The sequence below is a fragment of the Streptomyces sp. NPDC102283 genome (assembly GCF_044766265.1).
In the GTDB taxonomy this organism is placed as follows: domain Bacteria; phylum Actinomycetota; class Actinomycetes; order Streptomycetales; family Streptomycetaceae; genus Streptomyces.
In genome coordinates, this window is sequence record NZ_JBIWLQ010000005.1 from 117187 (window position 1) to 130568 (window position 13382).

General features: G+C 70.4%; 16 protein-coding genes. 7 read left to right on the forward strand and 9 right to left on the reverse strand.

What is annotated here, in order from left to right; all coding sequences use genetic code 11:
* Positions 1 to 36: 36 nt before the first annotated feature.
* A complete protein-coding gene (locus tag ACIRJT_RS12065) occupies positions 37 to 699 on the forward strand; it encodes a class I SAM-dependent methyltransferase (protein ID WP_403907703.1) in 663 nt (220 codons plus the stop codon).
* Between the two features lie 18 nt (positions 700 to 717).
* On the opposite strand, the gene ACIRJT_RS12070 is transcribed toward ACIRJT_RS12065, so the two are convergent.
* From ACIRJT_RS12070 to ACIRJT_RS12080, 3 genes are read right to left on the reverse strand one after another with little or no spacing between them, the layout of a single operon-like run.
* On the reverse strand, positions 718 to 1269 hold the full coding sequence (locus ACIRJT_RS12070) for a hypothetical protein (protein ID WP_403907705.1): 552 nt from the start codon (positions 1267 to 1269) through the stop codon (positions 718 to 720).
* Positions 1270 to 1277: 8 nt separating this feature from the next.
* Positions 1278 to 3464 (reverse strand): hypothetical protein, encoded by a 2187-nt coding sequence (locus ACIRJT_RS12075; protein ID WP_403907707.1) that lies wholly within the window; start codon positions 3462 to 3464, stop codon positions 1278 to 1280.
* A 46-nt stretch (positions 3465 to 3510) separates the two neighbouring features.
* The gene (locus ACIRJT_RS12080) at positions 3511 to 3960 is read right to left on the reverse strand and encodes a hypothetical protein (protein WP_403907709.1); all 450 of its coding nucleotides are present in this window, start codon (positions 3958 to 3960) and stop codon (positions 3511 to 3513) included.
* Between the two features lie 227 nt (positions 3961 to 4187).
* On the opposite strand from ACIRJT_RS12080, the gene ACIRJT_RS12085 reads away from it, so the two are divergent.
* A complete protein-coding gene (locus tag ACIRJT_RS12085; protein WP_403907711.1) occupies positions 4188 to 5087 on the forward strand; it encodes an NPP1 family protein in 900 nt (299 codons plus the stop codon).
* A 50-nt stretch (positions 5088 to 5137) separates the two neighbouring features.
* Here ACIRJT_RS12085 and ACIRJT_RS12090 read toward each other — a convergent pair whose 3' ends face one another.
* Complete coding sequence (locus tag ACIRJT_RS12090; RefSeq protein WP_403907713.1) at positions 5138 to 6127, reverse strand: GlxA family transcriptional regulator; 990 nt, start codon at positions 6125 to 6127, stop codon at positions 5138 to 5140.
* A 136-nt stretch (positions 6128 to 6263) separates the two neighbouring features.
* Between ACIRJT_RS12090 and ACIRJT_RS12095 the strand changes: the two genes are divergently transcribed.
* Entirely contained in the window at positions 6264 to 7148 is an 885-nt protein-coding gene (locus ACIRJT_RS12095) for an NAD(P)-dependent oxidoreductase (protein ID WP_403907715.1), read from the forward strand.
* Between the two features lie 77 nt (positions 7149 to 7225).
* Positions 7226 to 7831 carry a maleylpyruvate isomerase N-terminal domain-containing protein gene (locus ACIRJT_RS12100; protein WP_403907717.1) on the forward strand — a complete coding sequence of 202 codons (606 nt, stop codon included), beginning with the start codon at positions 7226 to 7228 and terminating at the stop codon, positions 7829 to 7831.
* Between the two features lie 19 nt (positions 7832 to 7850).
* Here ACIRJT_RS12100 and ACIRJT_RS12105 read toward each other — a convergent pair whose 3' ends face one another.
* Positions 7851 to 8414, reverse strand: coding sequence for a TetR/AcrR family transcriptional regulator (locus ACIRJT_RS12105; protein ID WP_403907719.1), 564 nt, complete (start codon positions 8412 to 8414; stop codon positions 7851 to 7853).
* A gap of 74 nt (positions 8415 to 8488) precedes the next feature.
* Between ACIRJT_RS12105 and ACIRJT_RS12110 the strand changes: the two genes are divergently transcribed.
* Positions 8489 to 8887 carry a hypothetical protein gene (locus ACIRJT_RS12110; RefSeq protein WP_403907721.1) on the forward strand — a complete coding sequence of 133 codons (399 nt, stop codon included), beginning with the start codon at positions 8489 to 8491 and terminating at the stop codon, positions 8885 to 8887.
* 33 nt (positions 8888 to 8920) lie between these two features.
* Here ACIRJT_RS12110 and ACIRJT_RS12115 read toward each other — a convergent pair whose 3' ends face one another.
* The 3 genes from ACIRJT_RS12115 to ACIRJT_RS12125 form a co-directional block, all read right to left on the reverse strand.
* Positions 8921 to 9520, reverse strand: coding sequence for a hypothetical protein (locus tag ACIRJT_RS12115; RefSeq protein WP_403907723.1), 600 nt, complete (start codon positions 9518 to 9520; stop codon positions 8921 to 8923).
* Between the two features lie 135 nt (positions 9521 to 9655).
* A complete protein-coding gene (locus tag ACIRJT_RS12120) occupies positions 9656 to 9856 on the reverse strand; it encodes a DUF397 domain-containing protein (RefSeq protein WP_403907725.1) in 201 nt (66 codons plus the stop codon).
* Entirely contained in the window at positions 9853 to 10260 is a 408-nt protein-coding gene (locus ACIRJT_RS12125) for a DUF5753 domain-containing protein (protein WP_403908237.1), read from the reverse strand. Before ACIRJT_RS12125 ends, ACIRJT_RS12120 begins: the two co-directional genes overlap by 4 nt.
* A gap of 107 nt (positions 10261 to 10367) precedes the next feature.
* Here ACIRJT_RS12125 and ACIRJT_RS12130 point away from each other — a divergent pair, with 107 nt between their 5' ends.
* A complete protein-coding gene (locus ACIRJT_RS12130) occupies positions 10368 to 10664 on the forward strand; it encodes a sulfatase (protein WP_403907727.1) in 297 nt (98 codons plus the stop codon).
* Between the two features lie 21 nt (positions 10665 to 10685).
* Here the strand turns inward: ACIRJT_RS12130 and ACIRJT_RS12135 are convergent, their stop codons facing one another.
* Entirely contained in the window at positions 10686 to 11843 is a 1158-nt protein-coding gene (locus ACIRJT_RS12135; RefSeq protein WP_403907729.1) for a LuxR C-terminal-related transcriptional regulator, read from the reverse strand.
* Positions 11844 to 11995: 152 nt separating this feature from the next.
* On the opposite strand from ACIRJT_RS12135, the gene ACIRJT_RS12140 reads away from it, so the two are divergent.
* Positions 11996 to 13378 (forward strand): FAD-binding oxidoreductase, encoded by a 1383-nt coding sequence (locus ACIRJT_RS12140; RefSeq protein ID WP_403907731.1) that lies wholly within the window; start codon positions 11996 to 11998, stop codon positions 13376 to 13378.
* Positions 13379 to 13382 lie beyond the last annotated feature (4 nt).

Below are 13382 nucleotides of genomic sequence, written 5' to 3' on the forward strand. Positions count from 1 at the left end.
GGCCTTCGAGGCCCCTGCGGGCATAGCGTTGGCGGGATGGAACCCCCGCACCTGGAACGGACCCGGCAGTCGTACGACACCGTCGCCGCCGACTACGCCCGGTCCGTCAAGGACCCGAGCGAGCTGGACCCGCTGTCGCGCGCCGTACTGGTCGCCTTCGCCGAGCTCGTCACGTCGTCCGGCCTCGGGCCGACGGCGGACGTGGGCTGCGGGCCGGGCAAGGTGACCGCGTACCTGACCGGGCTGGGGGCCTCCGCCTTCGGGATCGATCTCTCGCCGAGGATGGTCGGGCTGGCCCGCGCGGCCCACCCGGAACTGCGCTTCGAGGTCGGTTCGATGACCGCGCTGGAGACCGGGGACGGCGAACTGGGCGGCATCCTGGCGTTCTACTCCACGCACCACCTGCCGCCGGATTCGCTCCCCGGCGCGTTCGCCGAGTTCCACCGGACGCTGGCGACCGGCGGTCACCTGCTGATCGTCACTCGGGTCGGCGACGACGGGCACCGGCAGCTGACGTACGGCTACGGAGGCCCCACCGTCGCCTTCGACAGCTACCGGTTGCCGGCGGACCGGATCGCCGGACTCCTGGAGCGGGCGGGGTTCGTTATCACGGGGCGGATGTTGCAGGAGCCCGACGAAGGCGCGAAGCGGCCGGTCGCCGGCTTCCTGGCCCACAAGCCGGACGCCCGTCACGCGTGACACGGCCCCCTGACACCCCTACGGGCGGCAGCCCTCCGCTTCCATCGCGATGGGCAGTTGGGAGCGCAGGAACTCTTCGAGCAGGCGACGGCGTTCCGTGGTCTTCTCGGGGTTCTCCACGCCGTCGATGGCCAGCACGAACTGCATCTTCTCGCCCTGGTATGTGCAGGCCCGGAGGGCCATCCCGCCGTGGTCCGCGATGGTGGCGCCGTCCCCGATGTCGGCGGGCGCCGGGTTGCCCAGCCGCCGCATGCCGTCGGCGCTGACCTCCAGCGGCTTGACGAACGGTTCGACGACGTCGCCCCTCAGGCCCACCCGCTCCTCACCGTCGACCTCGAACTCGCAGCGCGGCTGCTTGGGTTCGGAGAAGGTGTCCTTGGTCTTCAGCTCCTCGCCCCTGGGGAGAAGCCGGCCGATGAGGTCGGGGTCGACTTCGGTTCCGCAAGCCTCGGAGATTCGAAAGGGTTCGGGCCCTCCGCAGGCGGCGGCTCCGGCGACGATCACGGTGAGCAGCGCGACGGAGCCCACCCCTCGCGACACGCTCTTCTTCATCGCCTTCATAGGCTTCATCGCCTTCATCACCCTCCGCCCGCCAACCCGCTGGCGCGGTCGTTTCCGTCGTAGGCGGCAGTGCCGATCTCTCTGGTGAGCGTGTAGCGGCTGTTGGAGTGGTCGGGGTTCGCCTTGGCCCACTCGTCGGCGAGTGCCTGCAACTGCTGTTCCCTGCCCTTGAAGGTCTCTTTGTTGTCCTGTTGCTGGATCGTGTCGATCCGCTCCTGCTCCTGCGTCTGCCATTGGTAGGCCGCCGCGTCGATACCGCGCTGGGCGATGTCACCCACCCCCGGAACGAAGTTCGCGATGCTGCCGAAACCGTGGTAAAGCCACTTCGCGTCCCACGACGGGTCGTCCTTGTCGGTCACCAGGGCCTGGTAGCGGGCCTGTTCCAGGAAGCCGACGGTGGCGCCCGCCCGTTGCAGGGTCTCTTTGGGATCCTTCGGGTTGTCCTCGTGGATGTCCCTGACGATCTCCCGGTTCAGGCCTTCGTTGAGCATGCCGTAGGCGTTCTGGTCGCGGGAGACCTGCTTGGAGACCTCCAGCAGCTGGTCCCTGTCCAGCTGCTTCGGGTCATCCGGGTCATCGGCCAGCGCGCTGGCGGAGTGGTGAACCGTGTCGCCGTGGTTCGTCAGCACGATCGCCATGTCGTCCCGCATCTCGCCGGGGAAGTCGTCGCCCCGCTCCGCGAGGTACTTCAGCGAGCTGTCGAGCACCTGCCGGTGCTGTCCGGTGTGCTCGGGGGGCCGCGCGGAGCTGTCGTTCGGGTCGACCCCGGTCGCCGCCGCGACGAGGGCGTCGCCGGTCGCCTCGTAACTCGCCTTCGGGCCCTCGTAGTCGCTTGCCGACTTCCCGTACCCCATCGAGTCGGGTACCACGTCGTTGAAGGGCTCGCGGTCCTTGAGGACGTACTGCGCGTTGTCCTGGGGGTCCGTCGAGCTGAAGAAGTCGGTGGCCGCGTCGGGGTTGTGGGCCAGGGCCTTCATGAACCCGGTCATCGGGTCCGTACCCGCGTCGGCGTTGTCCCCGTAGTGGAGCTGGTCGATCTTCGCGTACGACGGGAGCTTGTCCCAGGGCAGTACGTCCTCCCGGTTCTTGCCGCCGGGGCCCGGGTCCTTGACGTCTCCGGTGTGCTCCTTCTCGTACTTGACGAGCGCGTTGCCGTAGTCGTTGAGGAACTCGCCCTCGTACTTCCCGTGACGCATGAGGTTGCTCATGGCCTGGAAGCCGTGGACGCGGGTCTGGCTCCCGCCCTGGCCGCTGCCGACGTTCTCGCCGCCGAGCCCGACCACCCGGTCCTTCCAGGACTCCATGCCCTCGCTGTTGGAGTGCGACGCGGTGGCGAGCGTGGTGCCCAGCTGCTTCTCCAGCGCGCCGAGCAGCTGCATGCGTTCCTCGCGGGCTTCCCGCGTGCCCGTGCCGCCGCCGTCCCGGTTCTCCCAGCTGTCCAGGTCCACGGCCCCGGCGAAGAACTTCAGCGTCCCCTCTGGGCCGAGGCCCAGCGCCACACGCTCGGCGAAGACGGGATCGTTGGGGTGGGCCTTCATCAGGGCGTTGAAGCGTGCCAGCTGTTCGTTGGTGAGCTGACTGGGGTCCTTCTTGCCCAGGGCGATGAGCTCGTTGGAGTCCTCGATGCTCTTCTGCGCCGAGTCGAAGCTGTTGAAGCCGTTCGACTCGAACCCGTGCTTGTCCTTCGCGTGGAAACGCAGCGCCGTGGCGGCCGTGCTGTCCGTCTCGCCCGCCGCGGTCAGGATGGTGCTGATCTCCTGGGCCACCGCGTCGATCTCCGCCTGGGTCGGTGGTTCGATCTTCGCGTTGCCGGCCGCCTGCGGTGAGGGGACGGCGGATCTGACCATGCCCTTGTCGTCCACGTAGATGTTCTTCTTGGCCGCGCGGCTCACCGCGTCGGCCAAGTCGCTCTTGTGCTTCGTCAGCTTGCTGTGTGCGCCGCTCAGAATCGTGTGCACGCTCCGGGCGACGGTGACGACGTCATCGAACTCCCGCGCCGTGACCGTGACGAAGTCCTTGGTCACGGTCGCGTTCTGCCCCTTCCAGTCGGCCGCTTCGGCCTTGCTGTCCAGGTCCGCCGCGCTGACCTCGCCATCGCCGCCGTCCGCGACCTTGACCAGCTTGCCGACCATCGCCTGCCAATCCGCGACCGCTGCCTGAAGCTTTCCCAGCCGCAGGTCATTGAGGTCCTGGAAGGTGACCATGATGTGTGCCCCCGTTGTCCGACGTGATCGTTACTTGTAGTAGCCGCTACTTGTAGTAGTCGTTGATGCGCGACACGGACAGCTCGTCCCCGCCGATGGTGCGCAGGTCCGTCGCGATCTTGACCGAGTCCTTCGCGTGCTCGGCGCGGGAGTAGTCGAGATGATTGGAGATGTGCGCACACGCCTCCTTGAGCGTTCCCGCCTTCGTGTTCCAGGCGTCGTGGAGTTCGGTGAGGGCCGAGCCCATGTCCAACCCGTCGTTGAACAGCTGGATGGACGCGTCGAAGGTGGTCTGCCGGGCGTGGTCGGACGCGGTGGAGAAGTGCTGCCGCAGGCTGTAGGCCGCGTTGCCGAGCGCGCCGAGCACGTTGTCGTGCACGACCAGGTCTCCGTCACCGCCACCACCGCCGCTGCGTTCGGGGGCGACCTGGTTCAGCCGCATGGCCGCGTCCTGCTGCGCCCTTGCCTTCGCCTGCTCCCACTCGTCCCAAGCCATAGGTCCTCCGCGAAGCCGTACGTCGATTCTTCTTTTGCCCTGAGGCTGCCTGTTCCCCCACGTTATCTTCGCTTCCTGATCGTTTGCTGGGTGGGCGGCGGCTGAGTGTCGGCGGGCAGGTGGGAGGCGGTCTTCCGTTTTGCTTTGTCATGCCCCGGGCAACACTTGCGGGGGTCGATCCCCGTCACCACGAGTTGATGCGCCCGATGTATCAGGAGCGAGAAGCCATGCGAACTCCGCCGAAACCGACGACTCCGACCGGGATCCCCGGCGACGCACCCGCCGTCGTGGGGGCCCTGCTTTCCGTCCGCAACGGGTTCGTCGCCCGCAGCCGCGCTCACGCCGGTACAGCCCGCAAGCGCACCGCCCGCACCGCCACCGTCCTCGCCGCCGCAGGCCTCCTCGTCCTGGGCACCGCCTCCACGGCCCACGCCGACCCGCCGGGCCACCTCCCCCAGAACGCGGGCGGTTACGAGCAGACGTTCTCGCCCGCCTTCGACTACGACGGCGATGGCTGCTACGCCACCCCCGCCATCGGCCCGGATGGCACCCTCGCGCCCGGGCTGAAGACGACCGGAGCGATCAACGGCAGCTGCCGGGACCGATGGGACCTGGACAACTCCCAGACGTACGCCCGCTCGAAGTGCAACAACGGCTGGTGCGGCATCGTCTACGCGAGCTACTTCGAAAAGGACCAGGCTGTCCACGGCAGCGGACTCGGCGGGCACCGCCACGACTTCGAGCATGTGATCTCCTGGGTCAACCAGGGTTCCGGCCACGTGGATTACGTCTCGACCACGCAGCACAGCACGGTGAAGACCTATCCGCGCTCGCAGGTGCGGTTCGACGGCTCGCATCCCAAGGCCGTCTACCACAAGGACGGCCCGAGCACGCACTTCTTCCGCCTCGCCAACGGCAACGACGAGCCGCCCGAGAACCACTACGGCACCTGGCGCTACCCCCCGGTCGTCGACTGGAACGGCTTCCCCAGCGCGGAGTTGCGCGACAAGCTCATGAACGCCGACTTCGGCTCCGCGACCATCAAGGTCACCGACAAGGACGACCGCTTCCGCACTCTGCTCAACAACTCCAAGCCCGCCGACATCCCCTTCGACCCCTGGGCCTGAGGCCGCCCCTCGTCGCCCGGGGCATGGATCCCGGGCGGCGAGGTCGTCCGTCACGCAAGAGGAAAGGCGCGGCGGTAGTCGCTCGGCGACACCCCGATCTGTTTGACGAAGTGGTGGCGGAGGTTGTTCGCGGTGCCGAGGCCGCTCAGCTCCCCGATCCTGGCGATCGGCAGGTCGGTCGACTCCAGCAGGCTCTGGGCTCGTCGCAGCCGCTGCTGGAGCAGCCACTGCAACGGGGTCACCCCGGTGGCCGCCTGGAGTCGCCGGTAGAGGGTGCGCGGGCTCATCGCGGCCCGCAGGGCCAGGCCCTCCACCGTCAGCGGCTGGTCGAGGTGCGCCCGAGCCCAGTCCAGTACGGGCGCGAGGCTCCGGTCGTCGGTGGCGGGCATGGGCTGGTCGATGAACTGCGCCTGGCCGCCGGGGCGGTGGGCCGGCACCACCATCCGGCGGGCCAGCTGGTTGGCCACGCGCGCGCCGAGGTCGCGGCGTACGAGGTGGAGGCAGAGGTCGAGTCCGGCGGTCAGCCCGGCGCTGGTGAGGACGTCGCCGTCGTCCACGTACAGGACCGAGTCGTCGACCCGCACCTTCGGGTAGCGGTCGGCCAGTTGAGCCGTGTGCATCCAATGGGCGGTGGCGCGCCGGCCGTCGAGGATGCCCGCCTCGGCGAGGGCGAAGGCGCCCGTGCACAGGGAGACCATGCGGGCGCCGGCGTCGTGGGCGAGGCGGAGAGCCGTGATCAGCGCCGGGTCCAGCGGCCGGCCCTCGTCGACACAGGGGTCGGGCACGGAGGGCACGATGACCGTGTCCGCGCCGGCGAGGTCGACGAGGCCGTAGCGGGTGTGCAGGGAGAGTCCGGCACCGGTCGCGGAGGCGTCCGCGCCGGGCTCCCGCGTGGAGCACAGCCGCAGGTCGTACCAGGGGTCCGCCAGGTCGGGCTGCGGCTTCCCGAACACCGTGCAGGGGATGCTCAGTTCGTACAGGTCCCAGGAGGGAAGGTGGATTTCCTCGGTCACGACCACGGCGACGGAACCAGCGCTCATGCGGTGCAGCGTATGGCAGGAATTTGGTGGCCGCCGTCACTGCTGTCACTTCTCCCGCCCTTCTCCTGCTGCGAGCGTGGTGCGTACGTGATCAACCGGCCCAGGCGTGGGCAGACGGACAGGGAGTTGTCGGAGCATGGGTACCGAGCGTTCGGCCGTGACGGTCATCGGGCTGGGGCAGATGGGACGGGCACTGGCCGCCGCCCTGTTGGAGCGGGGGCACCCGACCACGGTGTGGAACCGTTCGGCGCACAAGGCGCGGGCGTTGGCCGAGCGAGGCGCCCGACTCGCCGCGACGCCCGAGGAGGCCGTCGCGGCGAGCCCGCTGATCATCGTGTGCGTACTGGACTACGACGCGCTGCACGCCACCCTCGACCCCATCGCGGGCGGCCTGGCGGGCAAATCCCTGGTCAACCTCACCTCGGGGTCGCCCGAGCAGGCCCAGGAAGTCGCCGAGTGGGCCCGCTCGCACTCCGCCGACTACCTCGACGGCGCGATCATGACCACTCCGCCGGGGGTCGGCAGCCCCGAGATGATGTTCCTCTACAGCGGGTCGCGTACCGTCCTCGAAACCCACCGCCCGACCCTGGCGGCCCTGGGCGATCCTCTGCACCTGGGCACCGAGCCGGGTCTGGCCTCCCTCTACGACGCCGCGCTACTCGGCCTGATGTGGTCCACCATGACCGGCTGGCTGCACGGCACCGCCCTGGTCGGCGCGGAGAAGATCGAGGCCACGGCCTTCACCCCGGTCGCGATCCGCTGGCTGAGCGCCGTGACCGGGTTCCTCACCACCTACGCCGCCCAGGTCGACGCCGGCCGCTACCCGGGTGACGACGCCACCGTCGACGTACAGATCGCGACCATCGATCACCTCCTGCACGCCGCGGCGGCCCGGGGTCTCGACAACGCCCTGCCCGAACTTCTCAAGGTCACCATGGAGCGCGCCCGGGACGCGGGCCACGGCTCCGACAGCTACGCGAGCGTCATCGAGGTCCTGAGGAAGAGGGCGGCCGGCGCATGACGATGACCCGGTCGACCGTCGCATCCCCTGCTCAGGCCCCGGCGTCGCCTTCGGACCCGATGGAGTCTCCGGACCCGATGGAGTCTCCGGACCCGGCGGCTCGTGCTCCGCGCTGGGCGGACCTGCTCGCGACCGCCACCGACGACAGCCTGGCCGCCCTGGGGGAGGCGGCCGGGCGGGACTGGTCGCGCCCCGCCCACGGCCTCGACTGGACCTGCCGCCAGACCCTGGACCACCTCGCCCTCGGCCTGACCGGTTACGCGGGCCTGCTCATCGCCCGTCCCACCGACCGCTACATCACGCTCTTCGCCTCCCTCGACCCCGAGGCCCCCCTCGCCGACTGCCTGGACGGCCTCCGCATCGCGTCGGCCCTCGCCGGCTCCACCATCCGCGGCACGGCGCCGGACGTACGGGCCTGGCACCCCTGGGGTCACTCCGACGCCGGCGGCTTCGCCGCCATGGCGATCACCGAACTGACCCTCCACACCCACGACATCACCCGCGCCCTCGGTGTCCCGTGGGCCCTGCCCGATCCCGCGAGCGCCGCCGTTCTGGGCCGCCTCTTCCCCGGCGCGCCTTCCGGACACCTCCCGTCCGACACTCTGCTGTGGTGCACGGGCCGGGCCGCGCTCCCCGGGCTGCCCCGGCGCGTGGAGTGGCAGTGGGACGGCACCGTGCGCTGACAGCGAGCCGGGCGGAGCGTCATGCGTGCGCGCGGTGCTCCTCATCGGGGCGGGGCAGGCCGCGCAGCAGCGTGCCGAGGTAGAGGGCGAACGGCGGCTCCGCCGGGGCGCTGCCCGCCGCCGCCAGCCAACGGACCACGCCGAGGCCGAAGACGGACCAGTTCTGCTCGGCCTGCGCGGTGTCCGCGCCGCCCGCGCGGAACGCGGCGACGGCCTTGTCGCGCAGCCGCTCGAAGGACCCGAGGTGGTGGCGGTGTGGGTGGGCCACATGCGCGGCGTATCCGGGCACCGCCAGGAACTCGTCGTGCATCGCCCACGCCAGCCGCTCCAGCCAGTCGAGCCAGGTCCCGGCGTCGGGCTCGTCCTCGGGGAGCACCCGGCCGACCATGACCTCGCTGACGAGGTCCAGCACCCCGTCGCGATCGGGCACCCACCGGTACAGCGACGAGTGCGCGACCCCGAGCCTCGTCGCGAGCTCCCGCATGGTGAGCGTGGCCACGTCCCCTCGCAGGGCGGCTTCGGCGATCCGTTCCCGGCTCAGCCGCGGCGGCCGCCCGGGCCCGTTCCTTCCGGTGCTGTTCATCGGGGCAAGCGTATGCGGGGAGGGGCGGGATCACATTAGTGACCAGCGGTCGCTAATGCTGTTAGGGTCGGCTGATGGACATACGGGGAGCAGCACGGGAGCCACGGGAGATCGACGCCTCGGGGTTGCCCATGGACCAGGCGCAAGCGCTGGTCCTCGACGAGTTGCGGGCTCTCACCGAGCGTGCCGAGCCGTTCGCGGCGATCCTCCTGATGCCCGCACCGCCACAGGGGCGCACTCCCGCTGCAGCGGCATCCGGTACGTCCACCGCCGAACGCGTCCGGACCCTCAAGCTGATCCGGCCCGGCCTCACGGAGCTCTGCCGCGGCCTCGCCTTCGTGGCGCAGGCGGACCTCCCGGCGGAGCGCGCGGCATCGATTCACAGCGGCGAGCAGCTGTGGGGCTGCCCGACGATGGCCACGCAGGACGTGGCGGCGGCCCGCGCGTGGGCCGGGGCGCGGGTCGGGGGCTGACGGGGACGGCGCGGGCCGGGGTGGCCCGGAGGCTCAGCCGAGAGCGACCTGGAAGTGGGACGTTTCCCGGTAGCCGGCGTCCGGAGGGGTGACCTCGACCGTGACCGGGGTGCCCTTCCGGGCCGGCTTCAAGCGGACCGGGACGGTGCGCTCCTGGCTCTCGGGGAGGGGAGGTACGAGGGCGGCGGCGGACTTCTCCGAGTTCAGCCAGGTCAAGCTGTAGAGGCTGGCGTCGTCGTCGCCGGACTCGCCGGCCCGGACGACGAGGGGCGGGGGAAACGAGTCACCGTTGAGGCGCAGTTCCTCGTCGGTGCCGTTCTTGAAGGTCACGGTGAGACTGTAGGTGCCGTCACCATGGGGCTCGGGGCGGCTGATGGTGACCCACAGGCCGTCCTCGTACCGGGCCGTCATGCCAGGGCCGAGCGGTTGGGACACACTGCCCGAGAGGCCGGGCTGCTCCATCTGACCGTCACCGTCGAGACTCTTCTCGAACTCCGTGACGGCAGCCGCTCCCAGGATGATCAGCACGAAGAAGGCGATCACCGCGATCGAGCAGCCGTAGGACCCCCGCGAGCTGCCGGCGGGTGAGGAGTCCGTGGCTGACGTGTCTGCTGCGGTCGCTTCCGTGTCCATGCGCGCCACGCTAGGCAGCGGCCGGGACGGGATCATGAGCGCCGGTACTCAGGGGGCGGTTGAGTAGGCGCGCGGGCCCGCGCCCCAGCCCGGGGAGGTCTGGGGCGCGGGCCCTGCGGCGTACGGCGGCGAGGGTCAGCGCTCGGCCGCGAACCCCACGAAGGCCGCCCACGCGGGAGTGGCGACGAGGAGTACGGGGCCGGCGGGGACCTTGCTGTCGCGTACGGGGATCAGGCCGGGATAGCCGTCGGCCACCTCGATGCAGTTGTTGTCGCCGCCGTCGCTGTAGCTCGACTTGCGCCAGGTCGCGGTGGAGAGGTCGGGCCTGCGCTTCATGATGCTCTGAACTCCTTCAGGACGCCCCTGATGAAAGCAGTGGACCCGGGCGGGGGCGGCGACCGATCCCGTGCCCGATCGTAGGACAGCCGGGAGCGCGTGACGTCTTCCGGATCTTCCTGCAAATCAGAGCACTGGTTGCCCTCCATATAGGCAACGGCGCTCCCGTCCTCCTGCCACAGGAGCGTAAGGGAGCCGTTCATCAGATGATGCGCCCCGGCCGAGAACGGCAGCACCTGAAGAGTGACCATCGGCAGCTCCGCGATCTCGATCAGATGCTCCAACTGGGCTTCCCACGCCTTCGCGTCACCCACCGGACGACGCAACCCGTACTCGACCAGGATGATCCGAACGGTGGGGGCCGGATTGCGGAAGAGCAACTGCTGACGGCCGGAGCGCGCTATGACCTGTTCCTCGACCGACTCGGCCTCGCTCTCCGTTTCCTGGGCGAGAGCCGTTTCCCCGTCTCCAGGCGTGACGTCACGCTCATCCCCACACGCTGAGGAACGACATGAACGACACCTCGCAGCTCCGCCTCCTCCCCTGGAGGTCCCTCGAAGGCAAGCCCTGCTACCTGAGCACCGGCGACCCGAACAGCAGGCTCTCCCGGCTCGCCGACGAGATGGAGGAGGAGCAGATCGAGTGCGGGAACGTCGTACTGGAAGGGGCGCAGGAGGTGCTGGCGGACCGGGCGGCCGGCGAGGTCGCCGTACGGTTCGCGCTGACGCAGGCCGTTCTGTCCCTGCGGGATGTGCTGCTCGTCGCGCACAGCCGGGGGCAGCGGCTGCCGGACGCCGGTGACCGGTGACAGGCGCGGGACCGTCCGTCGTCAGTCGGTACGGACCCGGGTCATGCTCTTCTCGGCCAGAGGCGCGTAGTGCTCGGTGAACAGCTTGCCCACCAGTTCGCCGCGGCTGGAGACACCGGCCTTCTCGAAGACCGCCTTGATGTGGTCCCGGACGGTGTGCGGGGAGAGGTGCAGCTGTGCGGCGATCTCGCCGGTCGGGAGGCCGCGGGCGATGTACTGGGTGACCTCGGTCTCCCGGTCGGTGAGCTCGTACGCGTCCACGATCAGGGGCACGATCTCCGAGGTCTTCGCCGGCTCGATCACCACGGCGGAGGCGCCCGGTACACCGTCCGCCTCCCGCAGGCAGGAGGCGTGGCAGACCAGCCAGCGGCCGGCCCGGTTCCGTACCCGTACCCGGGCGCGGGTCTGGCCGTGGTCCCGTTCCTCGGCCACAGCGCGGGCCTTCATCGCGGTCGCCTGGATGAAGGACGGCACCCGGATGCCCTGGGGTGAGGGAACGGTGGGGCCCTCGGGGAGCGTGTCGAGGTAGGCCAGGGCGTCGTCGTTGAACGACAGCAGAGTGCCGGTCGCGTCGAAGAGGAGGAGTCCGGGGCCGTGCGGGCCGTCCGGTTGCGGCTTCGGCTGCGGGGCGGGCTCGGCGAACGAGCGCAGCTGCTTGGCGAGCGGAGTGATGACGGAGGCGATCAGCCGGGTCTCGGCGTCGTCGAAGGCCGGACGCCCCTCGGTCCGGAACAGGCTGATGTGGCCCTGGGGGCGGCCCCCCACGCGTAGGACCGCTCGCAATTCGTCGTGGAATCCCCGCGGGCGCATGAAGGTCTCGTAGAGCGTGCTGCGCGCGGGCAGGTCACCGGTCGTCTGCCGGAGCCCGGCGACCGGCACGGGGGCCCGCGCCAGGTCGCGGAAGAGGTTGACGTTCTCGGTGAACAGTTCGGACTCCCAGTAGACGGCGCAGCCGCCCTCGTCCAGGTTCTCCGCGCGGATCGGCGCGGTCATCATGCCGGTCACCGGGTCGGTGACGCGCCATACCGCCGCGTCGTACGGCATGAGCCGGCGCAGGTGGGCCGAAGCCTCGGCGAACAGGCTGAGCGCGTCGGTTGCCTTGGCGGTCCGGGAAAGCAGTTCCGCCCGGCCGACCGAGGTACGGGAGGCCGAGGTGCGGGAGATCGTCGAACCGGTCATCCCATGAATGTGCCAGTTCTGCCAGCCCCTTCCAACCCCTCAAGCAGGGGATGGAAGGGGCCCTCCCGGACGAGAACACTCCTCCTCGTCCGCCGACGCTCGGCGCGACGAGGAAGGACGTGATCGTGGTCGGACTACCCGAACTACCCGAAATGACCGCATTGACCGGACTGCCCGGACATGCGGGAATCGCCGCGGGCTCCCTGGACGGGCTCGTCGCCCGGCTCAAGGGTGAGGTCTTCACCCCCGAGGACGCGGAGTACGCACGGGAACTCGCGGGCTTCAACCGCATCGCGCGGCACCGGCCCGACGTGATCGTCGCCGCCCGGTCGGCCGGCGACGTGTCCGCCGCGGTGTCCTTCGCCGCCCGGGAGGGGCTCCCCGTCGCCGTCCAGGCGACCGGCCACGGCATCGCGGCGCCCGCGCCCGGCGGGGTCCTCGTCGCCACCCGCCGGATGAACGCGGTCGCCGTCGACCCCCTCACCCGTACGGCCTACGTGGAGGCCGGGGCCCAGTGGCATCAGGTGATCTCCGCCGCCGCACCGCACGGGCTCGCTCCTCTCAACGGGTCGTCCCCGCTGGTCGGCGTCGTGGGTTACACGCTGGGCGGTGGACTCGGGCCGCTGGGGCGGCAGTTCGGGTTCGCCGCCGACCATGTGACCCGTATCGAGGTCGTCACCGCCGACGGAAGCGTCCGGCAGGTCACCCGCGACCGGCATCCGGACCTGTTCTGGGCGCTGCGCGGCGGCAAGGGGAACTTCGGCATCGTCACCGGGCTGTGGTTCGGCCTGATGCCGGTGCGCCGGCTCTACGGCGGCGGGATCCACTTCCCCGGTGAGGAGGCGGCGCGGGTCCTGCACACCTGGCGGCAGTGGACCGCGACCGTGCCCGAGGAGATGACCTCCTCCGTGTCGCTGCTGCGGCTGCCGGACGTGCCCGACGTGCCGGAGTTCCTCCGCGGGACGTTCGCGGCGCATGTGCGGATCGCGTTCACCGGCCGGGCCGAGGAGGGGGAGAGGCTCGTCCGCCCGCTGCGCGCGTGCGGTACGCCGTTGGCGGACTCGGTCGCCGAGATGCCGTACGCGGCGGTGGCCGACATCCACCAGGACCCGGTGCATCCCCTCGCGTACCACGAACGCAACGTCGTACTCGAGGAGTTGGGCGTCGACGCCATGGAGGCGCTGCTGCGGGCGGCCGGGGCAGGCTCGTCCTGCGGTGACCTGATGGTCGAGGTGCGTCATCTCGGCGGCGCGCTCTCCCGGCCCGCCGAGGTGCCCAACGCGGTGGGCGTCCGCGAGGGCGCGTACACGCTGTCCACTCTCTCTCCGCCCGGCTCGCCGGACGTGGTTCTGGGGCCGATGGAGCCGTGGAGCACAGGCCGCCGCTATCTGAACTTCCTCGCGGGGGCGGACACGGCCGACTCGGCGGCGGAGTGCTACGACGCGGAGACCCTGGGCCGACTGGCGCGCGTGAAGGCCGCGGTCGACCCCGACAACCTCTTCCGGCTCAACCACAACATCGCGCCGCGCCCGTGAACGA